Genomic DNA, 25,239 nt, shown 5'->3' with positions numbered 1-25,239 from the left:
AACTTAACGACGTCCGTCGACAACGAGACAAGGATTGGAGGTAATCAATGGATGGGAATCCGTTTCTGAAGATACAGCGCCTGGGACGCGCGCTGATGCTGCCTATCGCGGTGCTGCCGGTTGCCGGCCTGCTGCTGCGCCTCGGCCAGCCCGATGTGTTCAACATCAAGATGATCGCCGACGCCGGCGGCGCGATCTTCGATAACCTGCCGCTGCTGTTTGCGATCGGCGTGGCCGTTGGCTTTGCGAAGGACAACAACGGCGTCGCGGGTCTCGCGGGCGCGATCGGTTACCTGATCGAAGTCGCGGTGATGAAGGACATCAACGACAAGCTCAACATGGGCGTGCTGTCGGGGATCGTGGCGGGCGTCGTCGCCGGTTTGCTGTACAACCGGTACAAGGACATCAAGCTGCCGGATTACCTCGCGTTCTTCGGAGGGAAACGCTTCGTGCCGATTGTCACGGGCGTGGTCTGTCTCGCGCTCGGCATTGTGTTCGGCTACGTGTGGCAGCCGGTGCAGGGCGTGATCGATACGGCCGGCCATTGGCTGACCACGGCGGGCGCGCTCGGCGCATTCGTGTTCGGCGTGCTGAACCGGCTGCTGCTCGTGACGGGTTTGCATCACATTCTGAATTCGCTGACGTGGTTCGTGTTCGGCAGCTTCACGCCGCCGGGCGGCGCAGCGGTGACGGGCGACCTGCATCGCTTCTTCGCGGGCGATCCGACTGCCGGAACGTTCATGACGGGCTTCTTCCCGGTGATGATGTTCGGCCTGCCGGCCGCGTGTCTCGCGATGTTCCACGAAGCACCGAAGGAGCGCCGCGCGGTGGTCGGCGGCTTGCTGTTCTCGATGGCGCTCACGTCGTTCCTCACGGGCGTGACCGAGCCGATCGAATTCAGCTTTATGTTCCTCGCGCCGGTGCTGTACGTGATCCACGCGTTGCTGACGGGTCTCGCGCTCGCGATCTGCTCGGCGCTCGGCATTCACCTCGGCTTCACGTTCTCCGCGGGCGCCATCGACTACGTGCTGAACTACGGCCTGTCCACCAAGGGCTGGCTGGCGATTCCGGTCGGTATCGCGTATTCGGTGGTGTACTACGGGCTGTTCCGCTTCTTCATCCGCAAGTTCAATATGGCGACGCCGGGCCGCGAACCGGCCGCGGCCGACGAGCAGGTGGAATCGTTCACGGCTGGCGGCTTCGTTTCGCCGGCTGCCGGCGCGGCCGTGCCGCGTGCGCAGCGCTATATCGCGGCGTTGGGCGGTGCGGCGAATCTGTCGGTGGTGGATGCGTGCACGACGCGTCTGCGTCTGTCCGTCGTCGATTCGAACAAGGTCTCCGAGAGCGAACTGAAGACGATCGGCGCGCGCGGCGTGCTCAAGCGCGGCGCGACGAACGTGCAGGTAATCATCGGACCGGAAGCGGACATCATCGCCGATGAAATTCGCACGGTGATCGGGCAGGGCGGCGGTGACGCGGTTGCGGCAAAGCCGGCTGCTGTAGTGGCTCCTGCTGCTTCGGCTCCCGCGGCCGTTGCAACTGGCGCGGCGAACGGTCCTCTCGATCCCGATCCGTTGCGCTGGCTCGCGGTGTTTGGCGGCGCGGGCAATGTGGTGTCGCTCGATGCCGTCGCGGCGACGCGTCTGCGTATCGTCGTGCGCGATCCGTCGGCGGTGGATCGTCAGCGTCTCGCCACGCTCGATACCGCGTGGGTGTCGGCGGACACGTTCCATATCGTCGTCGGCGATGCTGCGCGGCGTTACGCCGAAACGCTGGCGACCCGCATGCCGGCGAGCGGCGGCGCGGCGCCTTTGCCAGCGTGATTGGATGACGGCGGCAGCCAGGCTGCCGCCGCTCACTTCGCGCTGAGAGATCACAGCGCGTATAAAAAACCCTGCCGTCGTGAGACGGCAGGGTTTTTCACTTACAGCGCTTATTCGAAACGAACGTTACGCGTACTCGGTCAGCGCGCCGCGCATCTTCTTCATCGCGCTGGCTTCGATCTGGCGAATACGTTCCGCCGACACGCCGAACTCGTCGGCCAGTTCGTGCAGCGTCGAGCCGCCCGAACCATCGTCCTGCACCTTCAGCCAGCGGGCTTCGATGATGCGGCGGCTGCGGGCATCGAGTGCCTCCAGTGCCGTCGCGATACCGTCGCTCTGCAGCTTGTCGCGCTGACGCGAGGCCAGCACGGCGGTCGGCTCGCTGTGCGAGTCGGCGAGATACGCGATGGGCGCGTACGACTCTTCGCCGTCTTCAACCTGGCCTTCCAGCGCGATGTCGCCGCCCGACAGGCGCGTTTCCATTTCGGCTACTTCTTCGCGCTTAACGTTCAGTTCCTTGGCGAGACCTTCGATCTCGTCCGGCGTGAACGAGCCCAGGCCCTGCTTGTGGCTGCGCAGATTGAAGAACAGCTTGCGCTGCGCCTTGGTCGTGGCGACCTTCACCATGCGCCAGTTGCGCAGAATGTATTCGTGGATCTCCGCCTTGATCCAGTGCATCGCGTACGACACCAGACGCACGTTCTGCTCGGGATCGAAGCGCTTCACGGCCTTCATCAGGCCGATGTTGCCTTCCTGGATCAGGTCGGCGTGCGGCAGCCCGTAGCCGAGATAGTTGCGCGCGATCGAAACGACCAGCCGCAGGTGCGACAGCACGAGCCGGCGCGCGGCCTCGAGGTTGTCGTGCTCGCGGAATTCTGTGGCGAACTGGCGTTCTTCTGCCGGCGTCAGCATCGGAATCCGATTTACGGCCTGGATGTAGGCGTCGATGTTGCCCAGTTGACCGGGCAGCAGGGAGGAATGCGAGAGCGCCAGCGCACCTGCCGGAGCGGCCTTAGCCGACGACGGGCTCAGAGTACTCGGAAGGGTCAATGCATGGCTCACGTGGAAAACTCCTTTGGAATCAGGCAAAAGCTTGTTCAGGTAACGACTCCAGCGTTGGATGTTAGCACTCTCGTTTTCCGAGTGCTAATACTTAGAGGCCGTAGGGGCTTCCAAGTTCCGTAAATTCCTATCGACATCAAAGCTTCAATAGCCATGATACGCCCCTTCAAAGCGCAATGCAGAGACGTATTAATTACCTGACAAAGCGCCTTCATTTATCACTTTCGACCGATTTTTTCACTTTTTAACGTCAGTAATTGCGAAAATTTAAGTTTCTTAAGATGATCCGCCGACTTCGGATTCTCTTTAGAATAAGCAAGACTGTTACAGATCGTTCAACCTGTTGAGCTCGGGTGTCAGATGAACAACAAAAAGAATGTCGTGCGTGGACTGGCTCTAAAAAGCGTCTGCGCGGCCCTGCTGTTTGGCCTTTCAGGCGTCGCCGCGGCGGATCAGTTCGGAATCCAGGTCGCCGGCGGCCTCGGCGATCACCATGTCAAGAAGCTGGATCTCGGCTTTGTGTGGGACCCGAATCTCACGTGGTGGCAGATCGGCGACTGGCATTTCGCGCTGATCGGCGAGGCGCACGTGGCCTGGTGGCATACGAACGAAGGCAATGTGCACGAGAACATCGGCGAAATCGGTGTGACGCCTATCATTCGCTTCATCAAAGGATCGGGAACGATCCGGCCTTTCGTCGAGGCCGGCGCGGGCGTGCGGCTTCTGTCGAGCCCGAGAATCTCTTCGACCTTCACGCTTTCCACGGCGTTCCAGTTCGCCGATATGGCGGGCGTGGGCGTGCAATTCGGCGGCCGCCAGCAGTACCAGGCCGGCTACCGCTTCCAGCATGTGTCGAACGGCGGTATCAAAGAGCCGAATCCTGGTATAAATTTCCACCAGCTATATCTGCAATATAACTTCTGACCGTGGCCGCTACGGCTCACCGGTACAAGGGGCTGAGCAATGGCGGCAAAGACAATCGAGGCGATTCGCGGGCTGGAGCGGGAACGCTTTCGCGCAATGGTCGACGGCGACGGGCAGTCGCTCGACGCGCTGCTTGCCGACAACCTGAGCTACGTCCACACGAACGGCAAGCGCGAAACGAAGCAGCAGTTCATCGACGGCATTACGGGCGGACGCCGCCGCTACCGGCAGATCGAAGTGCAGACGCAGGACGTGCTGCCGGTCGGGCGGGAAACCTGCGTCGTGACGGGCCGCGCGCTGATCGAGATGGAAGCCAATAACGGCGCGCTGCTTTTCCCCATTGCCTACACGGCGATCCATACGCAGGAAGAGGGCCAGTGGCGCCTCATTGCGTGGCAGGCAACGCGCTGCGCAATCGAGTGAGCTTACGACGGCGTTCTGGCGACATCCACGATCAGTTCGACTTGCCGCTCGATCGCGCCGGGCACCGGCGCCTCGCCGCGCAGCACGGCGCTGATCCACGCCGCGGTCGTCGCGGCGTCGCGCGCTTCGGGTAATTCGACCTCCGGCGCGTCTCGCGACGAGCGCTCATGCGGCACCCGCGTCTCGCAGATGCCGTCGTGCAGCCAGTCGATCTGCACCTGACGCCGCGTGTCGGCCACCGCTTCACCTTCGGTGCCGCGCGCGAGCAGCGCGCCGCCCTGCGCCGCCTCGGGATGCGCGCTGAATAGCTGGGTCAGGCTGTCCCGATACGGTGGATGCGTGTAGTTCACGAGCCGCAAACCGGCGGGCGCGAACGGCTGCAGAATTTTCACCAGCGTGTGCGTCGAGTTGCGCACGCCCATGCGCCGGCGCAGCGCGAGCAGACGCGCGAGCTTCGGCGCGAGAACATCGATGGACGCAAAGGCCACGCGCCGCTCGGCGAGGCCGTCTTCGATATCGTCGTGCGAGCTTGCGTGCGGAATCCGCAGATGCGTGAAAATTTCGGCGCTCGTCACGCGGCCGGGATCGTCGGTGACGCCGTGCACCAGAACCGGCACGCCCTCGCGCGCGAGCAGCAGTGCGAGGAGCGGCACGAGATTCGGCTGCTTGCGCGCGCCGTTGTAGCTCGGGATCGACACCGGGCTGAACTCGCCCGGCGGCAGATGAACCGGCTCGAACGACGCATGAGCGCCGGCGAGCATCGCGGCGAGTTCGTCGGCGGTTTCGCCTTTCACGCGGTAGGCGAGCAGGATCGCGCCGAGCTCGAGTTCGCCGACGCGGCCGTCGAGCATGGCGGTGTAGAGCGCGCGGGTGTCGTCGGCGGTGAGCGCGCGGGCGCCGTTCGGCCCGCGGCCAATCTCCTTGATGAAGCGGGCGCAAGGGAACGGGTTGGCGGTGTCGGCGGAGTCTGTCATGAGGGCAATGGACTTGCTGGCGCGCCGACTTTGAGCCGGCCGCCACGGTATTCAAGGGACGTTGTCTGGTGTGAGTATCGCATCTATGGCGCTGCGGCGAGATCCTGGCAACGGCGTGGCAATGGCGCGGCGCTGTCGCGAACGGCTGCCGGACTGACGCGCGCCGCCTGTTGCCGCGCGTTAAACTGGCTGTCTGTTTGTCTGTCTATCGCCGCGCCGCGGCTTCTGTCTGTCTAACAACGGAGAACCGGATGAGTTACGTATTTGCACCGGCACCGGTAGTTGCAGTGCCGGTTGTCGGGTCTAGCGAGCAGTTCCCTGTGCGTCGCATTTACTGCGTCGGCCGCAATTACGAGGCGCATGCCCGTGAGATGGGACACGATCCGGATCGCGAGCCGCCGTTTTTCTTCGCCAAGCCCGCGGATGCCGTTCTGTATGTGCCGCCGGGCGAGACGGGCGAATTCCCATATCCGTCGCAGTCGAAAAACGTGCACTTCGAAATGGAACTGGTCGCGGCGATCGGCAAAGGCGGCAAGGACATTCCGGCCGACCGCGCGCTGGATCACGTCTACGGCTACGCGCTCGGCCTCGATATGACGCGCCGCGATCTGCAGGCCGAGGCGAAGAAGCTCGGGCGTCCGTGGGACACCGCAAAGGGCTTCGATCACTCGGCGCCGCTTGGGCCGATCCATCCGGTTTCGACGGTCGGCCACGTCGGAGAAGGCGCGATCTGGTTGTCCGTCAACGGTGAGGACAAGCAGCGTTCGGACGTGTCGCAGCTCATCTGGTCGGTCGGCGAAACTATCGCTTATCTGTCGACGCTCTTCGAGCTGCAACCCGGCGATCTCATCTTCACGGGCACGCCGGAAGGTGTCGGCGCGGTCGTGCCGGGCGATCTGATGAAAGGCGGCGTGGACCGGCTCGGCGAGTTGAGCGTGCGCGTCGTTTGACGCGGGGATGGGGAGGAGACAACAACATGAAGCTCTACAGCTATTTCCGCAGTTCGGCGTCGTATCGCGTGCGCATCGCGCTCAACGTGAAGAATCTGCCGTACGAGTATGCGCCCGTGCATCTCGTGCGGGACGGCGGCGAGCAGTTGAAGCCCGAGTACCGCAAGCTGAACGCCGACGGCATCGTGCCGACTCTGGTGGACGGCCACGAGGTCATGCCGCAATCGCTCGCGATCATCGAGTATCTGGAGGAAACGCATCCGGAGCCGCCGCTTCTGCCCAAAGCGCCGCTCGATCGCGCGTATGTGCGTTCGGTGGCGTTGCAGGTGGCGTGCGAAATTCATCCGCTGAACAATCTGCGGGTGCTCAGGTATCTGAAACACACGCTTTGTGTCGACGACGATGCCAAAGACGCGTGGTATCGGCATTGGGTGGAAGCCGGTTTTGCGGCGCTCGAGACGCACCTCGCGAGCGACGCACGCACGGGCAAGTTGTGCTTTGGCGACGTGCCGACGCTCGCCGACGCCTGCCTGATTCCGCAGGTCTTCAACGCTCAGCGCTTCAAGGTCGATACGGCGAAATTTCCGACGATCCAGCGCATCTACGATCACGCGATGCAAATCGATGCGTTCGCGCGTGCGGCGCCGGGCGCGCAGCCGGACGCTGAATAGGCTTGCTACGGTGAATGCGAAAAGGGCACTCCGCGGAGTGCCCTTTTTCGTTTGGCTTCGTTTCCCTTCGGTTCCCTTCGTCTGCCTGTGCTGGCGTTCAGCCGCCGAGCAACGCGTCCGAAAACTCCTCGGCGCTGAAGGGCTGCAAATCCTCGACCTTCTCGCCGACGCCGATGAAGTAAACCGGAATTGGCCTTTGCCGCGCGATTGCCGCGAGAATGCCGCCCTTCGCCGTGCCGTCGAGCTTGGTGACGATGAGGCCGGTGAGGCCGAGCGCGTCGTCGAAAGCCTTGACCTGTGCGAGCGCGTTCTGCCCGGTATTGGCATCGATCACGAGCAGCACCTCGTGCGGCGCGCCGTCCTGCGCCTTGCCAATCACGCGCTTGACCTTGCGCAGCTCTTCCATCAGATGCAGTTGGGTCGGCAGACGGCCGGCCGTGTCGGCCATCATCACGTCGATCTTGCGCGCCCGCGCGGCGCCGACCGCGTCGAAAATCACGGCGGCCGGGTCGCCGCTTTCCTGCGCGACTACGGTCACGTTGTTGCGCTGGCCCCAGATGGCCAACTGCTCGCGCGCGGCCGCGCGGAACGTGTCGCCGGCGGCCAGCAGCACCGACTGGTCGAAGCTCTGCAGATGCTTGGCGAGCTTGCCGATGCTGGTCGTTTTGCCCGCGCCGTTGACGCCGGCGATCATCATGACGAGCGGCTTGGCGCGCCCGAGCATCAGCGATTTTTCGAGCGGCCTCAGAAGGTCGACGAGCAGCGTGCGCAGGGCGGCCTTGACCTGCTGCGGCTCCGTGAGACGCTCGGCGCGCACTTTCTCGCGCAGCGCTTCGAGCAGGAATTCGGTGGCGTCGACGCCTGCGTCCGACATCAGCAGCGCGGTTTCGAGCTCTTCGTAAAGATCTTCGTCGATCTTTGCGCCGACGAAAATGCCGGTGATGCTCGAACTCGTTTTCGACAAGCCGGTCTTCAGGCGAGTCAGCCATGAGCGTTTCGCGCTCTCGTCCGGAACCGGCGGCGGCACGATCTCTACCGTTTCTAACGACGCTTCTTCGACGTCGGTTTCTGGCTGGGCTTGCGGCACAAATTGGGGCTCAGCGGCTGCAGGCGGTGTCGCGATGCTGCCGGGCGCATCGGCACGCGGCGCGGCCGGTGCTTCTACCGCAGGCGGCTCGTCGAGAAGATCGTCAGGCGCGGTCTGCGATTCGTCTGGCGCGTTTTCGGACTCTTTCGAACCCTTGAATCGTTTGAAAAAGCTGAACATGATCTGGCGTGGTGAGAGCGCGCGCCGAAGCGCGCAGCCGGCACAGCGCCGGCGGGAGCGGCAGGCAGCGTTGCAATGCGGGATGCAGGGCGCTGGAAGCCGCACATTTTATCAGGCGCGCCGTCGTGCGTCGTATCGGCCGAATGGCCAGGGTGGACGCGCGGCGCCCCTGTGGTAACGTTGGCGCTCCAGTCCGCTCGTATGGCGCTTCGCGTCGATGTGGCGGACGCTTTCCACAAACGTAATCGAAACTGCATGCCCCGTTCTGCTCCTTCACGCGCCCACGGCGCTTCCTCCAAAAGCCGCAAGCCGCACGCGATCCGGATTATCGGCGGCGACTGGAAACGCACGCCGCTGCCGGTGCTCGACCTCGACGGTCTGCGGCCGACGCCGGACCGCGTCCGCGAGACGCTGTTCAACTGGCTCGGGCAACGCCTTGACGGCGAGCTCTGTCTCGATCTGTTCGCGGGCAGCGGCGCGCTCGGTTTCGAGGCAGCGTCGCGCGGCGCCGCGCGCGTGCTGATGGTCGAGCGCAACGCGCGAGCGGCCGCCCAGTTGCGGGCGAATCAGGAGCGCCTCGCCGCGCGCACGATCGAAATTGTCGAGGCCGACGGCTTGCGGCTTGCTGCAAGCCTGCCGCCCGCTTCGTTCGACGTCGTGTTTCTCGACCCGCCTTTCGGCGACGATCTGCTGGACAAAGCGCTGGCGCTGGCCGCGCCGCTCGTCAGCGAAGACGGGTTTCTGTATGTGGAGGCCGGCGCGGCTCTGGACGTCGACGCAAACGAAGCGCTGGCCGGGTGGAAAATCGTGCGGGAAGGGAAAGCCGGCGCTGTCCACTTCCATTTGCTGCAGCGCGAAAATGAGGAATAATGCGCCTTCCAAAACAAGCGCCGGACGATTTCACGTCACGCGCGCGGCCGGTGCCAAATGCGTCGCGTGGACGCTTTGACGTGCCCATCTGTCTGAAGAGAGGAGAAATCTCATGGTAGTCGCCGTGTATCCGGGCACGTTCGATCCGCTCACACGCGGTCACGAAGACCTCGTGCGGCGCGCGTCGAGCATCTTCGACACGCTGGTGGTCGGCGTTGCCGACAGCCGCAACAAGAAGCCGTTTTTCACGCTGAAAGAGCGTCTCGACATCGCTCATGAAGTGCTCGGCCATTATCCGAACGTGCAGGTCATGAGCTTCAAGGGGCTGCTGAAGGACTTCGTGCGGACCAATAACGCACGCGTGATCGTGCGCGGGCTGCGCGCCGTGTCGGACTTCGAATACGAGTTCCAGATGGCTGGCATGAACCGCTATCTGTTGCCGGACGTGGAGACCATGTTCATGACGCCGTCCGACCAGTACCAGTTCATCTCGGGCACGATTGTCCGGGAGATCGCGCAACTGGGCGGCGACGTCAGCAAGTTCGTGTTCCCGTCGGTCGAAAAATGGCTGAAGGAAAAGGTCGCGGCATTGGACGCGGACAACGGCGCTTCGGCGGCGCAGCCGTAACCGGCGTAAACTATCGGTTTGACGGAACGAAGCTGGCTGCGGCCGGCATGAAGTGAGAGAAGTATGGCCTTGATGATTACCGACGAGTGCATCAATTGCGACGTGTGCGAGCCCGAGTGCCCGAACGACGCGATTTCGATGGGCCCGGAAATCTATGTGATCGACCCGAAAAAGTGCACGGAGTGCGTCGGCCATTTCGACGAGCCGCAGTGCATTCAGGTGTGTCCCGTCGAGTGCATTCCGCGCGATCCCGAGCATCTGGAAACGCCGGAAGGCTTGATGGCGAAGTATCACGCGTTACAGGCGGCAAAGAGCGCGTGAGGTTGTGGTCAATGGAATTGAAAACGGCGAGGCGCGGGCCTCGCCGTTTTTTTTGCTGCGCGCCGACTAGCTGATTAGCTGACTAGCTCACGTAGGCGCTGAAAATGTCGCGCAAGGCGTCGAGCAGCATGTCGCACTCGGCGTCGGTTCCGACCGAGATGCGCAGGTGCTGATCGATTCTCGGCGCCTTGAAGTGGCGTACGAAAATTTCCTTCTCACGAAGCCGCGACACCAGCGCCGCCGCGTCGTATCCGGGGTGGCGCGCAAACAGCAGATTGGCCGCCGACGGCACGACATCGAAACCGAGCGCCGTCAGGCCCGCAGCCAGCCGTTCGCGGCTCGCGATCACTTTGGCGCAAGTGTCGCGGAACCACGCTTCGTCCTGATACGCCGCGCGGGCCGCGGCTTGCGCGAGGCGGTCCAGCGGATACGAGTTGAAGCTGTCTTTCACGCGATTCAGCGCGTCGATCAGTTCCGCGTTGCCAAACGCGAAGCCGACGCGCATGCCCGCCAGCGAGCGCGACTTCGACACCGTCTGCACGACGAGCAGGTTCGGATAGCGGTCGATCAACCCGATCGCCGATTCCGCGCCGAAATCCACATACGCTTCGTCGATCACCACGACCGAATCGGCGTTTGTTGCGAGCAAGCGCTCGATGTCCGCAAGCGGCAGCGGACGTCCCGTCGGCGCGTTCGGATTCGGAAACAGGATGCCGCCGTTGGGAACCGCGTAGTCGTCGACGTGGATCGCAAAGGCGTCGTCGAGCGGAATCGTCCGATAGTCAACGTCGAAAAGCCGCGCATAAGTCGGATAAAAGCTGTACGTGATGTCAGGAAACAGCAGCGGCTTGTCGTGCTTGAGCAAGGCCTGGAAGGTGAGCGCGAGCACCTCATCCGAGCCATTACCGGCGAAAACCTGATCGGCGCGGATGCCGTGGTACGCAGCCACGGTTTCACGCAGCTTGAGCGCGGTCGGGTCCGGGTAGCGGCGCAACGATTCGCCGGCATCGCCCAGTTCCTCGCGGATTGCCTCGAGCACGCGCGGCGAAGGCGGGTAGGGATTCTCGTTGGTATTCAGCTTCACCGGATGCGCGAGCGCGGGCTGTTCGCCCGGCACATACGGCGTCAGACGGTGAACGATGTCACTCCAATAGCGGCTCAAAGGGTTCTCCGATGCAAAGCGGTCGATCTGGCGCGGCGGGTTCTAAGTCAATGCGATGATCAGCTTGTGTTGTTAAGCGCACGGCCGGCAGAACGCGCCGGTTGCACGCAACGCAGCGGGGCCGTCCCGCGCAAAACAACAGCGCTTACGAATTGCGCTTACGAATTCCGATGCAGTTGCATCATCGCGCGTTCAAGCTCGCCTTTGATGATCTGCGGCATCACTGCCAGCCCACGCTCCATGGCCGCGTCGATCGCGTCCTGCTCCTCGCGGCGCGGCGGTTTCAGCACATAGTTGGCGACGTCCGGCTTCGCGCCGGCGCGCGCGCTTTCAGGAATCAAATCCCGCGGATGGCCGATGCCGATGCGCAGCCGCCAATACTGCTGCGACGACAGATGTGCGGTGATGTCCTTCAAACCATTATGACCGCCGCTGCCGCCGCCGAGCTTCAGCTTGACACTGCCGGGCGGCATGTCGAGTTCGTCGTGCGCGACGAGAATCTCGTCGGGAAGAATCTTGAAGAACTGCGCCACCGCGACGACCGACTGACCCGAGCGGTTCATATAAGTCTGCGGCTCGAGCAGATGCACTTCCTCGCCGTGAAGCCGTGCCTTCGCGTAGAAACCGTGGAAGCGCCGCTCGTCGCGCAGGGTCGTGCCTGCGTCGCGCGCCAGTTGATCGACCAGCCAGAAACCTGCGTTGTGGCGCGTCGCGGTGTATTCGGCGCCCGGATTGCCGAGCCCGACGATCAGCTTGATCATGATTGCGTGGGTCCATCAGGCCCGGAAGCAGCGCGCGGCCGAGCCGAAAAAAACCGAAAAAAAACCCGCCGGGGCGAACCTCGGCGGGTCACGTCGACCGTTTCATTGAAACGGATCGAGAGGATTGCTTGCTCAATGCGCGAACGGCGCTTAAGCAGCCGGCGTTTCGCCTTCAGCGGAAGCAGCGTCGCTTTCCGACACTGCGCCAGCCGGGATCGTTGCCGAAGCGACGACCGGGTTTTCAGCGTCGACGTGAGCAACCAGCGACACGCCTGCCGGCAGCGGAATATCTTTCGCGTGAACCGATTGACCCGCTTCGATCTTCGCCAGATCGACTTCGATGAATTCGGGCAGTGCCGACGGCAGGCACTCGACTTCGATTTCATTGATGACGTGCGAGATCACCGCGCTCGCCAGCTTGACTGCCGGGTTCGATTCCTGGTTCATGAAGTGCAGCGGCACCTTGGTGTGCAGCTTCTTCGTTGCGTCGACACGCTGGAAGTCCACGTGCAGCACGAGCTGACGGAACGGATGGTATTGCACGTCGCGCAGCAGAACCTGTTGCGACTTGCCACCGACTTCCAGATCGAGAATCGACGAGTGGAAAACTTCTTTCTTCAGCGCGTGCCACAGCGCGTTGTGGTCCAGTTCGACCAATTGCGTTTCAGCACCAGCGCCATATACGATGCCCGGGGTCTTGCCCGAGTTACGCAGGCGGCGGCTCGCACCCGTACCTTGCAAAGAACGCTCGAAAGCGACAACTTTCATCTTGAATCTCCAATGCACCGCCCGCGACCAGGCAGTAAAAACGGGGCCCGCAAGCCGCTATGGCTGAGGCCCCAGAGCTGCGGCATGAACCTTCGTTCGTTCACGCCGATTGTGCAAAAGCGCGGCGTTGCCTTGTAGCAATACGCCGCGCCTTCGCAAATACTTAACTTTCAGCGAACAGCGACATGACCGAATCGCCGCGGCGGATGCGCGAGAACGTTTCGGCCAGCAGGCCCGCGCTCGTCAGCGAACGGATCTTCGCGCACGAGCGGGCTTCTTCGCCGAGCGGGATCGTGTCCGTGACGACCAGTTCGTCGAGCGCGGAAGCGGCGATACGCTCGCCCGCGCCGCCCGACAGAACCGGGTGCGTGGCGTAAGCGAAAACCTGCTTCGCGCCACGTTCCTTCAAAACTTGTGCTGCCTTGCAAAGCGTGCCGGCGGTGTCGACCATGTCGTCCATGATCACGCAGGTCCGGCCTTCGACTTCACCGATGATGTTCATCACTTCGGCAACGTTCGCCTTCGGGCGGCGTTTGTCGATGATTGCGAGGTCGCAGTTGAGCTGCTTCGCCAAAGCCCGGGCACGCACCACGCCGCCGACGTCCGGCGAAACGACCAGCAGGTTCTCGTAGTTCTGCTTGCGCAGATCGCCGAGCAGCACGGGCGTAGCGTAGATGTTGTCGACCGGAATGTCGAAGAAACCCTGAATCTGGTCGGCGTGCAGATCCATCGTGATGATCCGCTCGACGCCCGCGATTTCCAGCATGTTCGCCACGATTTTCGCCGAGATGGCGACGCGCGCCGAACGAGGGCGGCGATCCTGGCGTGCATAACCGAAGTAGGGGATGGCTGCGGTGATCCGGCCGGCCGATGCGCGCTTGAGCGCGTCGACCATGATCATCAGTTCCATCAGGTTGTCGTTCGCCGGTGCGCACGTGGACTGCAGAACAAAGACGTCTTTGCCGCGCACGTTTTCCTGAATCTCGACCTGGATTTCACCGTCCGAGAAACGGCTCACCATTGCTTTGCCGAGGGGAATACCGAGGATTTTGACGACTTCCTGTGCAAGCGCGGGATTTGCGTTGCCAGTAAAAACCATCAGGCCGTCATGGCTGCTCATCGTGCACCTGCTTCAGGCTGGGGGCGAGGGGAAATGCGAGAATTTTTGGCAGGGGAGAAAGGATTCGAACCTTTGCATGCCGGAATCAAAATCCGGTGCCTTAACCAGCTTGGCGACTCCCCTACACTAACTTTGAGCCCCGCCGAACGTGGAGTTTCGTTCGACGATGCAAAACCTATGACGCGAAAGCAAAGAGTGGATGCTGCGCCAGACTGGCGGCCACTGCGCTGTTCCATTCGCTTGGCAGTTTGGCTTGTGCCGCTTCTGCTTCAGCTTTGCTACGGAACGCTGCAAAGACACTTGCACCAGATCCGGACATCCGCGCCGGCGCGATATTTTCAAACCATCGCAGCACTTGCGCTACTTCCGCGTACTTTCCTACGACAACCGGCTGCATGTCATTGCGGCCAAAACTGTCTGGCCATTCAGTGTTGCAGCTAAGTTCTGCAGGAAAGTCCGTAATTGTGAGGGCTTTTGAATCTCTTGTCAACGCTTTTTCGGAGAAAATCGCTGCAGTCGGCACATGAACCCTCGGCGTCACTACCAGGAAATGACGCGGCGGCAATTGTACAACGTCTAACGTTTCTCCAACACCCTGGGCGAACGCATTTTTTCCGAAGACGAAGAACGGCACGTCGGCGCCGAGTTTCAGTGCCAGCGCCTGCAATTCGAGCCGCGGCAGGTTCAGCTTCCACAGACGGTTTAGCGCGAGCAGCGTGGTCGCCGCGTCGGAACTGCCGCCGCCGAGCCCCGCGCCCATCGGCAGACGCTTTTCGATCTCGATGTCGACGCCTTCCGGCGAGCCCGTATGCGCTTTCAGCAGATTGGCCGCGCGCACGGTGAGGTCGTGTTCCGGCGGCACGTCGGAGATTTCGGTGCTGCGGGTGACGAGCCCGTCGTTACGCCGCGTAAAGTGCAGCGTGTCGCCCCAGTCGAGTAGCTGAAAGACCGTTTGCAGCGTGTGATAGCCGTCCGGCCGGCGCCCGGTGATGTGCAGGAAGAGATTGAGCTTCGCTGGCGCGAGGCAATCGCGCAGCGAGTGGGTTGTTTCGATCATGGGTCGGGGCTACGGGGCTACATGCGCCAAACAGGCGCCGAATAAGCGGCAAGTGCATGCGAAACAACAGCGCGCAAGGCACGCCGTCGGTTACTGGTCCAGCACAAGCTTGATGTCGAGCGGAGGTTCCGAGCGCGTCAGATTCACACGCTTCACACCGGTGGCCGGCGCGTCGGCGTAGGCCAGATAGTCGATCGTCCAGCCGTCCTGGGTGATCTCCTTGAAGCGCGACGGTTGCTCCGGATCCTTTTCAGTCTTCGCGCGCGAAGTCGGCGCGGGCGAAGGCTGCAGCCAGTAGCGCAAGCCTTCGACGGGCAACGCGAAGCCCAGCGCATTTTGCATCAAAGTGGACACATTGTCCGCGGTGAGCGGCTGGCGGTTCGGCAGTTCGAGCGTGGCCGAAGCCGGCGACGACGTCACGATTGCGAGCGTCTGGCCAAACGGATTGCGCAACTGCAGCGTGACGGTGTCGCCGGTTTCCTGCCACGAGAAATTGCCGTAAGCATTGCGCTGCTGGCCATTCTGATCGTTGTACTGGACGGCGAAGCGGCCCTGGTAAGCGCGGCTGGTTTGCGCGGTCACCGCGGTTGCGGCATTCGACGTGGACGGCCCTTGCGGTTTCACCGACGCGCAGCCGGCGAGTGCGACGACGGCTGCCGCCGCGAGCCCGAGCGCCGCGCGACGCGGCGCAAGGGAGCGAGTATCAAGACGGGAAAGACGCATCAAAGATCGTTTACCTGAAGACGTTGCAGCGTTTTGACGAGCGTTTCGTTGTCCGGTTCGAGCTTGCGCGCTTCGCGGAAAGCGGCGCGAGCCTGGTCCTGATTGCCGGATTTCCACAGCACTTCGCCGAGGTGCGCGCCGATTTCGGCGTTCGGCTGAATGTCGTACGCCTTGCGCAGCACCTTGATCGCGTCTGTCGTGTCGCCCATGCGGTACTTGACCCAGCCGACGCTGTCCATGATGAAGGCGTCATTCGGCGCGAGCGACGATGCCTTCTCGACCAGCTTGTCGGCTTCCGCGAGACGCTGATTGCGATCGGCCAGCGAATAGCCGAGCGCGTTATACGCCTGCGGATTGTCCGGCTGCGTCTGGATCAGCTTGCGCAATTGCGCTTCCATCGTGTCGAAGTGGCCGTTCTTTTCGGCGGCCATCGCGTAGTCATACGTCAGATCGGGGTCGTCCGGGAACGCCGCCGTGGCTTCCTGCAGGCGCGTTTCAGCTTCGCCATAGCGCTTCGCGTCGAACAGAATCGCGGCGTCGGTGCGCACGACCACCGCCTGATCGCGCGGATCGGCGGGGCGCAGCCTGGCGAGCTGCCGGCGCGCGTCGTCGGGCTTGCCCTGCTTGGCGAGCAGTTGCGCGCGCGTAATCTGCGCCGGCAAGTACTGCTGGCTGGACGGCGAAATCTTGTCGAGCCAGTCGGCGGCAGCCGCTTCGTTCTTCTGTTCGAGCGACAACTGCGCAAGGTAGATGTACGCCTGGCCAGGATCGGCGCCGGGCGTTTTCTCGGCTTGCTGCGCGTATTGCGTGAGGTAAGCCTGCGCGTCGTTGAAACTCTTCTGCTGGATTCTGATGAGCGCGAGCGCCATGAGCGGCGTCAGGTCGTTCGCGTTCGCCTTGTGCATGATCTCGAACTGCTTTTGCGCGTCGTCCAGACGGTCGCTCGCCAGATACATTTGCGCGAGCGCGAGACGCGCGTCATGCGACTTCGGATTCTGCTGCACGTATTTTTCGAGCGACGCGATGCCTTCCTTGCGCTCTTCCGGGCCCATTTGCGAAAGCGTCAGCGCGGCCGGCAAATAGTCGGGCTTGAGCGCCAGCGCCTGTTCGAGCGACTTGCGCGCGCCGGGTGCGTCGTTCGCGACCAGTTGCTGACGTGCGACGGCCAGTTGCGCTTCCGGCCGGTTCATGTCGTTCTTCAACATCTCCTGCAACACATGCAGGCCGCCGATCCGGTTCGGTCCGCGCGAGAGCAGCAACTGCAGCGCGAGGATCGCGTTGCCGCGATTGTCCGCCGGCACCTTCGCGAGTTCGCGCTCGAGCAGCGGCTGCGCGTCGTCCGGTTTGCCCGACAGCACGAGCAGCGACGCGTCCAGCTGCGCGGCGCGCTCCGAACTCGGCGCATACTGCTGCCACAATTGCGCGGCGGCCAGTGCGTCCGATGGACTTTGCGCGGCCAGCGCGATTTCGGTGGCGCGCTGCGCCATGCGCGGATCATGTGTGTCACGCGCGAGCGCGAGGTACGTCTGATACGCGGGCGCCGGCTGATTGCGTTGCAGCGCGACTTCGGCGGCGAGTACCTGGAATACGATCTGGCTCGTCAGCTGCACGCTCGGCAGCGATTTCTGTTCTTCCGCCGACGGCGGCCCGAGCGGATCGCTCAGCGTGACGGACGTGTCGTCCGAGTCGGGCGACGGGTCCTGCGCGTGCGCGGGCGCCGCGGCGAACGCCCACAGCGCGAGCGCGGCAGCACCGAGCACGCGCCGGGCGGACACTGCCTGCGGCACACGCAATGCGCTAGCCGGGCGCTTCAAAAACAGCTTCACGAAGGACAAGTTCATGGAAATCCGTTCAATGTTTCGGACGATTGTAACGCGCTCGCTACAATACGCGCACAACCACTCACGCAAGTTGCAGACCAGTCAGACATGCCAGAGTTGCCAGAAGTAGAGGTTACCCGACGAGGAATCGAACCGTATGTGTCCGGCCGCAAGGTCGAGCGCGTCGATGTCCGCACGCCCGCGCTGCGGTGGCCGATTCCGGCGGATCTCGCGAAGACTTTGCGCGGCCACGTGGTGCGCAACGTCGAGCGGCGCGGCAAGTATCTGCTGTTCGAAACCGACGCAGGGTGGTTCATCGTTCATCTTGGCATGACCGGCACACTGCGCGTGCTGCGTCACGTGCCGCATCCGCCGGCCGCGGCGAAGCACGACCACGTCGACTGGATCTTCGACGAGTTCATTTTGCGCTTTCGCGATCCGCGGCGCTTCGGAGCGGTGCTATGGCATCCGCGTGAAGCCGGCGACGTGCTCGGGCATCCGCTGCTCGCAAGTCTCGGCGTCGAGCCGTTCTCGCCGGCCTTCTCCGGCGCGCTGATGCACCGGCTCACGCGCGGGCGCAAGGTCTCGGTAAAGCAGGCGCTGCTGGCGGGCGAAATCGTGGTGGGCGTGGGAAACATCTATGCGTCGGAGAGCCTTTTTCGCGCGGGCATTCGGCCGACGACCGCAGCGGGCCGCGTTTCGCTCGTGCGCTATGGACTGCTGGCCGACGCCGTGCGCGTCACGCTTGCCGCGGCGATAGAAAAAGGCGGCAGCACGCTGCGCGATTTTGTCGGCAGCAACGGAGAAAGCGGCTACTTTCAGCTCGATTACTTCGTCTATGATCGCGCGGGGCAGCCTTGCCGCGTGTGCGGTACGCCGATCAGACAGATCGTGCAAGGTCAGCGCTCCACTTACTTTTGTCCCACCTGCCAGCGCTAAATTTCAATGCCCTCCCGCTTAACTCCGCGCTCCGCCGAGCGTTCGTCGCCGTCGGCCGCGCCCGCAGCATCCGCCTCTTCGCTCACGTCCGATTTTTCCTCGCGGCTGGTCGCGTGGCAGCGCAAGCATGGCCGCCATGACCTGCCGTGGCAGAACACGCGCGATGCGTACCGGATCTGGCTGTCGGAAATCATGTTGCAGCAGACGCAGGTGTCGACGGTGATTCCGTACTACGCGAAGTTTCTCGCGCGTTTTCCGGATGTCGCCGCACTGGCCGCCGCGCCCGTCGATGACGTCATGGCCTTATGGGCCGGCCTCGGCTATTACACGCGCGCGCGCAATTTGCACCGCTGCGCGCAGGTGGTGGTCGAGCAGCATGGCGGCGCGTTCCCGGCTTCCGTCGACGAACTCGCGGAATTGCCAGGCATTGGCCGCTCGACGGCGGCGGCGATTGCGTCGTTTGCATTCGGCGCGCGCGCGACGATTCTCGACGGCAACGTGAAGCGCGTGCTCGCGCGCGTGTTCGGCGTCGAAGGTTTTCCGGGCGAGAAGAAGGTCGAGAATGCAATGTGGACGCTGGCGGAATCGCTATTGCCGTCGAATGCATCGGACGACGAAGTCAGCGCGTACACGCAAGGGTTAATGGACCTCGGCGCCACATTGTGCGTGCGCGGCAAGCCCGACTGCTTGCGCTGTCCGTTCGCCGCCGATTGCGTCGCTAACGTAACGGGGCGTCAGCGTGAACTGCCGACGGCGCGCCCGAAGAAAGCCGTGCCGACCCGCCGCACGTGGATGCTCGTGCTGCGCGACGGCAATGCGGTGATGCTCGAAAAGCGTCCGCCCTCGGGTATCTGGGGCGGTTTGTGGAGCTTGCCCGAAGCGGCTGACGAAGCCGCGCTCGCGACTCGTGCGCGCGAGTTCGGCGGCGGCGCCGGTGTTTCATCGCTTGCGCCGCTTGCACCGCTCACGCACGTATTCACACACTTCAAGCTGGACATCGAGCCGCGGCTCGCGGAACTGGAGCGAGGCGTCGGCGCGCTCGCCGCGTTGGGCGATGCGGACACCGCCTGGGTCGCATTAAGCGATCTCGATTCGTTCGGCGTGCCCGCGCCCGTGCGGAAACTGCTGGATGGTCTGCAAGGTTCGCTGATCTGACGAATTGCGTCGGCGTGTCGCCGATAACGGCTAGAGCAGTTGATGCTGCTGCATATAGCGATGAACCACTTCGATGCGCGCGCCGGCGTCCTGCATCTCCATCAGTTTCTGGCGCGCACGCAGCGCGATCGGCAGTACTTCGGCGAGACGGTTCGATACCCACGACGGGTCCTCGAGTCGGAACGGCTCGGCAAACGGCAAGCTTTCCGGATCGCGCTCGCGGATTGTCGCGATGATCCGTTCGAGCACCTCCGCGCACGCGCCGAATTTTGCCAACTGCTGATTGCCTTCGAGCGGCTCGTCTTCCCCGAGCGGCTCGGCCATGCCGACCAGCAAACCGCTGCTTTCCACGCGATGCGACAGCAGCCGGAAGCGCCGCGTGCCGCGTGCGCGGATCAGCAGCATGCCGAACGCTTCGACGTCGCATTCGTCGATTTCGGCGAGACAGCCAATTGATTCGGGTACCGAAGGCTCATTTTCCCGCGCGACTTCGGCGCCGCTTTTCAGCAGACACACGCCGAACGGCGTCTTTTCGCGCAGACAGTCGCGCGCCATGTCGAGGTAGCGCGCTTCGAAGATTTTCAGCGGCAGAATTCCGCCGGGAAACAGAACCGTGTGCAACGGGAACAGCGGCACATCGGCGAGCACAGTGGAAGTAGAGGACATGGCGCAACGCTTCGAGTTAAGGCCGCGCGATGCGGCCGGTTAAGCCACTAACTTCGAAGACGCGCCGGCGTCGACCGGTGCGTCGCGGTGCCGCACGATTACATTCGCTGCATTGGCGAGACGCGCGGCGAGCGTCTCGGCAATGAACACCGAGCGGTGCTGGCCACCCGTGCAACCAATCGCGACTGTCAGATAACTACGGTTGTCGTCGCGGAAATGCGGGAGCCATTTAGCGAGAAACTTCTCAATGTCGTCGATCATTTCATCCACGACCGGCAGCGCGTCCAGAAAATCGATCACCGGTTTGTCGAGGCCCGTGAGCGGGCGCAATTCATGATCGTAGTACGGGTTCGGCAGCGTGCGGACGTCGAACACCAGATCGGCGTCAAGCGGCACGCCGCGTTTGAAGCCGAACGACTCGAACATCAGCACGAGTCCCGCATGCTCCTGTTCGATAAAGCGCTTCACCCATTGGCGCAGCACGTTCGCGCGCAAATTGCTCGTGTCGATCTGATGGCCGAACTCGGCGAGGCCCGCGACAAGTTCACGCTCGCGTTCGATCGCTTCGGCGAGCGACGTCAGCAAACCGACGTCGGCATCATGCGCGGTGGAGCCCGACAGCGGGTGGCGGCGGCGCGTTTCGGAAAAGCGCTGAATCAGCGACTGCGTGCTCGCGTTGAGGAACAGCACGCGCACGTCGTGAGCGCGCGACAGATCGCGGATCATCGCGGGCATGTCGTCGAGCGACGCGCTCGAACGCGCGTCGATCGCGACCGCGAGGCGGTCGTGTCCGTCTTCGGCAAGGTAAGAGGCGAGCTCGGGCAGAAAGCGCGGCGGCAGATTATCGACGCAGTAATAACCTGCGTCTTCGAGCGCGTTTAGCGCGACGGATTTGCCTGAGCCGGATATGCCGGTGATGAGGATTATGCGCATGGAGTCGTGAAATCGGTCCGTTTCATCATAGCATCTGAGCCCTTTCGCGCGTACCCGCGGACAGCCGCGGGCGACGGGATCGGCGGGTTCGACATGCTCCGCCGACTCAGATCAGTTTGCCGGGAAACTGGCTATCCGGGTCCTGCATGGCGAGACGCTGGCGGTCCATGAAATCGCGCAACGTGTCAATGCCGCGCAGTTGCAGGATCGTGTTGCGCACGGCCGCTTCGACCAGCACCGCCAGGTTGCGGCCGGCCGCCACCTGGATCGTTACCTTGCTGATCGGCAGGCCGAGCACGTCGACGGTTTGGCTTTCCAGCGGCAGCCGCTGGAACTCGCCGTCAGGACGGCGTACCAGTTGCACGATGAGCTTCAGCTTCATTTTGCGGCGCACGGCGGTTTCACCGAAAATCGTCTTGATGTCGAGCAGGCCCAGGCCGCGCACTTCCAGCAGATTCTGCAAAAGCGGCGGGCAGCGCCCTTCGACGAAGTCCGGGCCGAGGCGCACGAAATCCACTGCGTCGTCAGCGACGAGGCCGTGGCCGCGGCTGATCAGTTCGAGACCCAGCTCGCTCTTACCGAGGCCCGAATCGCCGGTGAGCAGCACGCCCATGCCGAGGATGTCCATGAACACGCCGTGCAACGTGGCGCGCGGCGCAAGAATGCGCGACATGTAAAGGCGCAGGCTGTCGATTACCGCGGCCGCCGACATCGGCGTGGTGAAAAGCGGCGTGGACGAGCGCGTGCAGCGCAGCACCAGTTCCGGCGGCGCCGCAACGCCGCCCGCCACGACCAGGAACGGCGGTTCCAACGCGATCAGCTCGGCCATGTGGCGCGAGCGGTCTTCGTCGGTCTGGCGTTTGTAGTAGTCGATTTCGGCGTCGCCGAGCACCTGAATCCGGTTCGGATGGATCAGGTTCAAGTGGCCGACGAGGTCGGCGCTCGACGTGGCATTCGCGACCGATTCCGAAGAAAAGCCGCGTTCCCAGCCTTCATGCCCTGTCAGCCAGCTCAGTTTCAGCGTGGCGGCGTTATCGTCGAAAATGCTCTGGGCGTTGATGCTGGACGTGTCCATGAGTCAGTGACTCCAGTGTTGGCCGCTTGCCGGGCACAGCGCGGGCCGCGCTAACGCGCGCCGTGAGCCGGGCCTGGCGATATCCGCACGCGGGCGGTTGGGCGTGCGGATAGGCGGCGTGCGGATGACCGCCGCTGCATCAAGGTTGCCACTGAGTGAGCAGACGATGCAATGATTCGCGGTCTTCTTCCGTGTGCAGGCGCTCGCGTGCCTCGCGGTCGGACAGCAGTTGCGCGATTTCCGAAAGAATTTCGAGGTGCTGCTGCGTGGCCTGTTCGGGCACGAGCAGGAAGATGAGCAGAGAGACCGGCTGACCGTCGGGCGACTCGAAAGGAATGGCCTCGGCCAGGCGGACAAACGCGGCGAGCGGCTGCTTGAGTCCTTTGATCCGGCCGTGCGGAATCGCGACGCCTTCGCCGAGCCCCGTCGATCCGAGGCGCTCGCGCGCAAACAGATTGTCTGTGACCGTGCTGCGGGCGATGCCGTTCTGGTTCTCGAAGATGAGGCCCGCTTGCTCGAACACGCGCTTTTTGCTGGTGACCGATAGTCCGACGACGACGTTCTCGAGGGGAAGAAATTTGGCTAAACGATTCATGTTGACAGGCGAAAACGTGGCCTGGGTTCTCCTCGCTGGGGCGATTGATTGGTGTTCCATTCGTTTGATGCTCACGGCGACGTACGTTGGAGTCCGAAAGCACAGGACTCCGGCACACCGCCTGCATGCGAGCTAGACCCCGATGGTAACCGGAACATTATAGAACAGGGTAGCAGCGTATGGTGCGGCGCGCCATCAATGCGCAATAGGTTCTTTCTTCGGATTGGCCGGCGTGGGCGCAAACGAAAAACGCAATGAAAAACCCAACGAACAACGCAACGGAAAACGCAACCAAAGCCCCAACAAAAAACCGCCCGGTTGCGGGCGGTTTCGGTGAGCGAACTGAAGCAGTGCTTGCGGATTCGCTTACTGCGGCGGCACGTCCAGTTGCGGTGCCGGTTGATACTTGATCGCTTCGTGCTGATGGCCTTGCAGGCGATCCTTGTGGCGTATCACTTGCCGGTCGAGCTTGTCGATCATCAGATCGATCGCAGCGTAAAGGTCGCTGTCACAGCTCTCGACAAAAATGTCCTTGCCCTTCAGATGCAGGTTGATTTCAACCTTTTGCCGCTTTTCCTTTTCCTTGTGGTTGTCGACCGAGAGGACCACACTGCCGTCGATGACCTGATCGAAATGTCTTAGCACCCTATCCAATTTGGAGATCACGTATTCGCGCAACGCAGGCGTAACTTCGAGGTGGTGTCCACTGATCTGCAGATTCATAGTGCTTCTCCAAGCTAGTGGCCGCTTGGTCCGCACGATGACGTAGGTCCGGTCGATCTGTCGGCTTGCCTGAGTCGCCCCCCGGTGACTGACTTCTGGCAGGTCGCATCGGCCGGCCTGTCCGCCAACTTGCGGAGCGGCCGGTAAATGCCCGCCACGGAAGGCGACGGGCTACAGAGACTTGCGCAGGTTGACTGCCGGGATTCTGAGCGCTTCGCGATATTTCGCCACGGTGCGCCGTGCGACCACGAAGCCCTGTTCCGCCAGCAGTTCGGCTATGCGGCTGTCTGAGAGAGGCGTTTTTGCGTTTTCCGCTCCTATCAGTTGCTTGATGAGCGCGCGAATGGCGGTTGAAGACGCCGCGCCGCCCGTATCTGTCGAAACATGCGAACCGAAGAAGTATTTGAACTCGAGCGTCCCGAACGGGGTGAGCATGTACTTACCGGTTGTCACACGCGAGACAGTCGACTCGTGTAGGCCCAGCGTATCAGCAATTTCCCGCAAAACCAAGGGGCGCATGGCAATTTCGCCGTGCACAAAAAAGCTCTTTTGACGCTCGACAATGGCTTGCGCGACCCGCAGGATCGTCTCGAAACGCTGCTGGATATTCTTGATCAGCCAGCGCGCTTCCTGCAGTTGCTGGCGCAACGAACCGCTGCCCGGATCGCCCCGGTTATTGCGCAAAATGTTGGCGTACAGGTGGTTGATGCGCAGCTTCGGCACGACTTCGGGATTGAGCTCGGCCTGCCAGCCCTGGGCGGTTTTGCGCACCATGATGTCCGGCACCACGTAATCCGCTTCGGCCTTGCCATACGCTGCGCCGGGAAACGGTTCGAGAGAGCGGATCAGCATGTGCGCGTCGCGCAGATCGTCGTCGTTCGCCTTCAGATGCTTGCGCAGACGCGTGAAATCGCGCGCCGCAAGCAGTTCCAGATAATGGCTGACGATGTCGAGCGCAAGCGCGCGCGTAGGCGAGGGCTCGAGCCGCAACAACTGCAGCTTCAGGCATTCCGACGCGGAACGCGCGCCGACGCCCGCAGGGTCGAAACTGTGCAGCAGCGCGAGCGCCGCATTCATTTCGTCCAGATCGACTTCGAGTTCTTCGGGCAGGTCCGCGAGCACTTCTTCAAGCGTGGCGGCAAGGTAGCCGTCGTCGTCGAGCGACTCGATCAGGAAGGTGACGAGCGCGCGGTCGCGCTGACCGGCCTGCGTGACGCGCAGTTGCGCCATCAGGTGATCGCGCAGCGAAGTACTCGATTCGTGAATTTGCAGCGGCGGCAAATCGTCGTCGTCGGAGGCGTTGCCGGAGCGGCCGTAGTCGTCGAGATTCCATTGCGACGCGTCGCCGTTGCCGTCGCCCGAGAGGCCGTTGTATTCGTCCACGCCTTGCGGCTCGCCGTTCTCCGAGCGCTCACTGCTGCTGGACGACGAGCCATTGCCGCCCATCTGCTCGGGCGGCGCGGACGAACTGGGCGCCTGCGTGATCAGAGAGCCGTCGGACGCCACGCGCAGCGGGCTCGCGATCCAGTCGTCCTCGTTCTCGAGGAGCGGATTCTGCGAGATCGCCGTTGCCACTTCCTGCTGCAGTTCGAGCGTGGACAGCTGAAGCAGCCGGATGGACTGCTGCAGTTGCGGGGTCAACGCAAGATGCTGCGATAGGCGGAGTTGGAGGCTGGCTTTCATGGCAAGTTCAGATTCATTGTAGAGAGTTTGCCACGACCGCGATACCTTGCGAATTCGCAATTACCAATGCGTCCGCTTTCGACGGCGCCCGACGCGAGCCGCCCAGCTCGAAAACGAGCCGGAAACAACGCAAGGGGCCGACAACG

General features: G+C 62.8%; 26 protein-coding genes and 1 tRNA gene. 10 read left to right on the top strand and 17 right to left on the bottom strand.

Annotation, left to right across the window (positions count from 1 at the left end; translation table 11 throughout):
* The first annotated feature begins 47 nt into the window (after window positions 1–47).
* Window positions 48–1,823, top strand: coding sequence for an N-acetylglucosamine-specific PTS transporter subunit IIBC (gene nagE, locus C8K18_RS27600; protein WP_107710498.1), 1,776 nt, complete (start codon window positions 48–50; stop codon window positions 1,821–1,823).
* Window positions 1,824–1,949: 126 nt separating this feature from the next.
* On the opposite strand, the gene rpoH is transcribed toward nagE, so the two are convergent.
* Window positions 1,950–2,885 carry an RNA polymerase sigma factor RpoH gene (gene rpoH, locus C8K18_RS27595; protein ID WP_006048050.1) on the bottom strand — a complete coding sequence of 312 codons (936 nt, stop codon included), beginning with the start codon at window positions 2,883–2,885 and terminating at the stop codon, window positions 1,950–1,952.
* Window positions 2,886–3,245: 360 nt separating this feature from the next.
* On the opposite strand from rpoH, the gene C8K18_RS27590 reads away from it, so the two are divergent.
* Window positions 3,246–3,809 carry an acyloxyacyl hydrolase gene (locus C8K18_RS27590; protein ID WP_006048049.1) on the top strand — a complete coding sequence of 188 codons (564 nt, stop codon included), beginning with the start codon at window positions 3,246–3,248 and terminating at the stop codon, window positions 3,807–3,809.
* Between the two features lie 39 nt (window positions 3,810–3,848).
* On the top strand, window positions 3,849–4,232 hold the full coding sequence (locus C8K18_RS27585; RefSeq protein ID WP_006048048.1) for a nuclear transport factor 2 family protein: 384 nt from the start codon (window positions 3,849–3,851) through the stop codon (window positions 4,230–4,232).
* Between the two features lie 2 nt (window positions 4,233–4,234).
* On the opposite strand, the gene ybiB is transcribed toward C8K18_RS27585, so the two are convergent.
* Window positions 4,235–5,206 carry a DNA-binding protein YbiB gene (gene ybiB, locus C8K18_RS27580; protein WP_107710497.1) on the bottom strand — a complete coding sequence of 324 codons (972 nt, stop codon included), beginning with the start codon at window positions 5,204–5,206 and terminating at the stop codon, window positions 4,235–4,237.
* A gap of 251 nt (window positions 5,207–5,457) precedes the next feature.
* Here ybiB and C8K18_RS27575 point away from each other — a divergent pair, with 251 nt between their 5' ends.
* Both C8K18_RS27575 and maiA read left to right on the top strand, forming a co-directional pair.
* A complete protein-coding gene (locus C8K18_RS27575) occupies window positions 5,458–6,156 on the top strand; it encodes a fumarylacetoacetate hydrolase family protein (protein ID WP_053857473.1) in 699 nt (232 codons plus the stop codon).
* Window positions 6,157–6,182: 26 nt separating this feature from the next.
* A complete protein-coding gene (maiA, locus tag C8K18_RS27570; protein ID WP_006048045.1) occupies window positions 6,183–6,827 on the top strand; it encodes a maleylacetoacetate isomerase in 645 nt (214 codons plus the stop codon).
* A 97-nt stretch (window positions 6,828–6,924) separates the two neighbouring features.
* Here maiA and ftsY read toward each other — a convergent pair whose 3' ends face one another.
* A complete protein-coding gene (gene ftsY / locus C8K18_RS27565) occupies window positions 6,925–8,094 on the bottom strand; it encodes a signal recognition particle-docking protein FtsY (RefSeq protein WP_107710496.1) in 1,170 nt (389 codons plus the stop codon).
* Between the two features lie 255 nt (window positions 8,095–8,349).
* Here ftsY and rsmD point away from each other — a divergent pair, with 255 nt between their 5' ends.
* From rsmD to C8K18_RS27550, 3 genes are all read left to right on the top strand, one after another.
* Window positions 8,350–8,964 carry a 16S rRNA (guanine(966)-N(2))-methyltransferase RsmD gene (gene rsmD, locus C8K18_RS27560; protein WP_107710495.1) on the top strand — a complete coding sequence of 205 codons (615 nt, stop codon included), beginning with the start codon at window positions 8,350–8,352 and terminating at the stop codon, window positions 8,962–8,964.
* A 112-nt stretch (window positions 8,965–9,076) separates the two neighbouring features.
* Window positions 9,077–9,592 carry a pantetheine-phosphate adenylyltransferase gene (coaD, locus tag C8K18_RS27555; RefSeq protein ID WP_006048042.1) on the top strand — a complete coding sequence of 172 codons (516 nt, stop codon included), beginning with the start codon at window positions 9,077–9,079 and terminating at the stop codon, window positions 9,590–9,592.
* 63 nt (window positions 9,593–9,655) lie between these two features.
* Window positions 9,656–9,913, top strand: a complete 258-nt coding sequence (locus C8K18_RS27550; RefSeq protein ID WP_013337947.1) for a YfhL family 4Fe-4S dicluster ferredoxin — start codon at window positions 9,656–9,658, stop codon at window positions 9,911–9,913.
* A gap of 82 nt (window positions 9,914–9,995) precedes the next feature.
* Here C8K18_RS27550 and hisC read toward each other — a convergent pair whose 3' ends face one another.
* The 8 genes from hisC to C8K18_RS27510 form a co-directional block, all read right to left on the bottom strand.
* A complete protein-coding gene (gene hisC / locus C8K18_RS27545; protein ID WP_107710494.1) occupies window positions 9,996–11,075 on the bottom strand; it encodes a histidinol-phosphate transaminase in 1,080 nt (359 codons plus the stop codon).
* A gap of 158 nt (window positions 11,076–11,233) precedes the next feature.
* Window positions 11,234–11,836: an aminoacyl-tRNA hydrolase gene (pth, locus tag C8K18_RS27540; protein WP_053857477.1), complete on the bottom strand. Its 603-nt coding sequence runs from the start codon at window positions 11,834–11,836 to the stop codon at window positions 11,234–11,236.
* A gap of 150 nt (window positions 11,837–11,986) precedes the next feature.
* Window positions 11,987–12,604, bottom strand: coding sequence for a 50S ribosomal protein L25/general stress protein Ctc (locus C8K18_RS27535; protein WP_006048038.1), 618 nt, complete (start codon window positions 12,602–12,604; stop codon window positions 11,987–11,989).
* 163 nt (window positions 12,605–12,767) lie between these two features.
* Window positions 12,768–13,724 carry a ribose-phosphate pyrophosphokinase gene (locus C8K18_RS27530; protein ID WP_006048037.1) on the bottom strand — a complete coding sequence of 319 codons (957 nt, stop codon included), beginning with the start codon at window positions 13,722–13,724 and terminating at the stop codon, window positions 12,768–12,770.
* Between the two features lie 46 nt (window positions 13,725–13,770).
* Window positions 13,771–13,847 (bottom strand) — tRNA-Gln (locus tag C8K18_RS27525).
* Between the two features lie 52 nt (window positions 13,848–13,899).
* On the bottom strand, window positions 13,900–14,781 hold the full coding sequence (ispE, locus tag C8K18_RS27520) for a 4-(cytidine 5'-diphospho)-2-C-methyl-D-erythritol kinase (RefSeq protein ID WP_107710493.1): 882 nt from the start codon (window positions 14,779–14,781) through the stop codon (window positions 13,900–13,902).
* Window positions 14,782–14,871: 90 nt separating this feature from the next.
* Window positions 14,872–15,504, bottom strand: a complete 633-nt coding sequence (gene lolB / locus C8K18_RS27515) for a lipoprotein insertase outer membrane protein LolB (protein ID WP_053857479.1) — start codon at window positions 15,502–15,504, stop codon at window positions 14,872–14,874.
* Window positions 15,504–17,345, bottom strand: a complete 1,842-nt coding sequence (locus tag C8K18_RS27510; protein WP_006048034.1) for a tetratricopeptide repeat protein — start codon at window positions 17,343–17,345, stop codon at window positions 15,504–15,506. Before C8K18_RS27510 ends, lolB begins: the two co-directional genes overlap by 1 nt.
* Before the next feature lie 87 nt (window positions 17,346–17,432).
* On the opposite strand from C8K18_RS27510, the gene mutM reads away from it, so the two are divergent.
* Both mutM and mutY read left to right on the top strand, forming a co-directional pair.
* Window positions 17,433–18,263, top strand: a complete 831-nt coding sequence (gene mutM / locus C8K18_RS27505; RefSeq protein ID WP_006048033.1) for a bifunctional DNA-formamidopyrimidine glycosylase/DNA-(apurinic or apyrimidinic site) lyase — start codon at window positions 17,433–17,435, stop codon at window positions 18,261–18,263.
* Window positions 18,264–18,269: 6 nt separating this feature from the next.
* Entirely contained in the window at window positions 18,270–19,418 is a 1,149-nt protein-coding gene (mutY, locus tag C8K18_RS27500) for an A/G-specific adenine glycosylase (protein ID WP_181324950.1), read from the top strand.
* Window positions 19,419–19,448: 30 nt separating this feature from the next.
* On the opposite strand, the gene C8K18_RS27495 is transcribed toward mutY, so the two are convergent.
* The 6 genes from C8K18_RS27495 to C8K18_RS27470 all read right to left on the bottom strand — a co-directional run bounded on the left by C8K18_RS27495 (window position 19,449) and on the right by C8K18_RS27470 (window position 25,093).
* A complete protein-coding gene (locus tag C8K18_RS27495; protein WP_006048031.1) occupies window positions 19,449–20,084 on the bottom strand; it encodes an LON peptidase substrate-binding domain-containing protein in 636 nt (211 codons plus the stop codon).
* A 39-nt stretch (window positions 20,085–20,123) separates the two neighbouring features.
* Window positions 20,124–21,017: an RNase adapter RapZ gene (rapZ, locus tag C8K18_RS27490; RefSeq protein ID WP_107710492.1), complete on the bottom strand. Its 894-nt coding sequence runs from the start codon at window positions 21,015–21,017 to the stop codon at window positions 20,124–20,126.
* Between the two features lie 106 nt (window positions 21,018–21,123).
* Window positions 21,124–22,092, bottom strand: a complete 969-nt coding sequence (hprK, locus tag C8K18_RS27485; protein WP_006048029.1) for an HPr(Ser) kinase/phosphatase — start codon at window positions 22,090–22,092, stop codon at window positions 21,124–21,126.
* A 139-nt stretch (window positions 22,093–22,231) separates the two neighbouring features.
* Window positions 22,232–22,747, bottom strand: a complete 516-nt coding sequence (locus tag C8K18_RS27480; RefSeq protein WP_006048028.1) for a PTS sugar transporter subunit IIA — start codon at window positions 22,745–22,747, stop codon at window positions 22,232–22,234.
* Between the two features lie 306 nt (window positions 22,748–23,053).
* Window positions 23,054–23,410 carry a ribosome hibernation-promoting factor, HPF/YfiA family gene (gene hpf, locus C8K18_RS27475; protein ID WP_006048027.1) on the bottom strand — a complete coding sequence of 119 codons (357 nt, stop codon included), beginning with the start codon at window positions 23,408–23,410 and terminating at the stop codon, window positions 23,054–23,056.
* Between the two features lie 171 nt (window positions 23,411–23,581).
* Window positions 23,582–25,093 carry an RNA polymerase factor sigma-54 gene (locus C8K18_RS27470; RefSeq protein ID WP_006048026.1) on the bottom strand — a complete coding sequence of 504 codons (1,512 nt, stop codon included), beginning with the start codon at window positions 25,091–25,093 and terminating at the stop codon, window positions 23,582–23,584.
* Window positions 25,094–25,239 lie beyond the last annotated feature (146 nt).

The organism is Paraburkholderia sp. GV068 (genome assembly GCF_003058125.1).
Lineage (GTDB): Bacteria > Pseudomonadota > Gammaproteobacteria > Burkholderiales > Burkholderiaceae > Paraburkholderia > Paraburkholderia graminis.
The sequence above is the reverse complement of the archived record's forward strand: the minus strand, read 5'-3'. Positions and strand labels throughout refer to the sequence as shown.

Bases quoted from the DNA above. Each gene is read 5' to 3' on its own strand.
- ybiB (WP_107710497.1), bottom strand. From the start codon at position 5,206: ATGACAGACTCCGCCGACACCGCCAACCCGTTCCCTTGCGCCCGCTTC.
- mutY (WP_181324950.1), top strand. From the start codon at position 18,270: ATGCCCTCCCGCTTAACTCCGCGCTCCGCCGAGCGTTCGTCGCCGTCG.
- rsmD (WP_107710495.1), top strand. From the start codon at position 8,350: ATGCCCCGTTCTGCTCCTTCACGCGCCCACGGCGCTTCCTCCAAAAGC.
- C8K18_RS27535 (WP_006048038.1), bottom strand. From the start codon at position 12,604: ATGAAAGTTGTCGCTTTCGAGCGTTCTTTGCAAGGTACGGGTGCGAGC.
- C8K18_RS27530 (WP_006048037.1), bottom strand. From the start codon at position 13,724: ATGAGCAGCCATGACGGCCTGATGGTTTTTACTGGCAACGCAAATCCC.
- pth (WP_053857477.1), bottom strand. From the start codon at position 11,836: ATGATCAAGCTGATCGTCGGGCTCGGCAATCCGGGCGCCGAATACACC.
- lolB (WP_053857479.1), bottom strand. From the start codon at position 15,504: ATGCGTCTTTCCCGTCTTGATACTCGCTCCCTTGCGCCGCGTCGCGCG.
- mutM (WP_006048033.1), top strand. From the start codon at position 17,433: ATGCCAGAGTTGCCAGAAGTAGAGGTTACCCGACGAGGAATCGAACCG.
- C8K18_RS27585 (WP_006048048.1), top strand. From the start codon at position 3,849: ATGGCGGCAAAGACAATCGAGGCGATTCGCGGGCTGGAGCGGGAACGC.
- maiA (WP_006048045.1), top strand. From the start codon at position 6,183: ATGAAGCTCTACAGCTATTTCCGCAGTTCGGCGTCGTATCGCGTGCGC.
- nagE (WP_107710498.1), top strand. From the start codon at position 48: ATGGATGGGAATCCGTTTCTGAAGATACAGCGCCTGGGACGCGCGCTG.
- C8K18_RS27510 (WP_006048034.1), bottom strand. From the start codon at position 17,345: ATGAACTTGTCCTTCGTGAAGCTGTTTTTGAAGCGCCCGGCTAGCGCA.
- hpf (WP_006048027.1), bottom strand. From the start codon at position 23,410: ATGAATCTGCAGATCAGTGGACACCACCTCGAAGTTACGCCTGCGTTG.
- C8K18_RS27575 (WP_053857473.1), top strand. From the start codon at position 5,458: ATGAGTTACGTATTTGCACCGGCACCGGTAGTTGCAGTGCCGGTTGTC.
- ispE (WP_107710493.1), bottom strand. From the start codon at position 14,781: ATGATCGAAACAACCCACTCGCTGCGCGATTGCCTCGCGCCAGCGAAG.
- C8K18_RS27550 (WP_013337947.1), top strand. From the start codon at position 9,656: ATGGCCTTGATGATTACCGACGAGTGCATCAATTGCGACGTGTGCGAG.
- ftsY (WP_107710496.1), bottom strand. From the start codon at position 8,094: ATGTTCAGCTTTTTCAAACGATTCAAGGGTTCGAAAGAGTCCGAAAAC.
- rapZ (WP_107710492.1), bottom strand. From the start codon at position 21,017: ATGCGCATAATCCTCATCACCGGCATATCCGGCTCAGGCAAATCCGTC.
- C8K18_RS27495 (WP_006048031.1), bottom strand. From the start codon at position 20,084: ATGTCCTCTACTTCCACTGTGCTCGCCGATGTGCCGCTGTTCCCGTTG.
- coaD (WP_006048042.1), top strand. From the start codon at position 9,077: ATGGTAGTCGCCGTGTATCCGGGCACGTTCGATCCGCTCACACGCGGT.
- C8K18_RS27590 (WP_006048049.1), top strand. From the start codon at position 3,246: ATGAACAACAAAAAGAATGTCGTGCGTGGACTGGCTCTAAAAAGCGTC.
- hprK (WP_006048029.1), bottom strand. From the start codon at position 22,092: ATGGACACGTCCAGCATCAACGCCCAGAGCATTTTCGACGATAACGCC.
- C8K18_RS27470 (WP_006048026.1), bottom strand. From the start codon at position 25,093: ATGAAAGCCAGCCTCCAACTCCGCCTATCGCAGCATCTTGCGTTGACC.
- C8K18_RS27480 (WP_006048028.1), bottom strand. From the start codon at position 22,747: ATGGAACACCAATCAATCGCCCCAGCGAGGAGAACCCAGGCCACGTTT.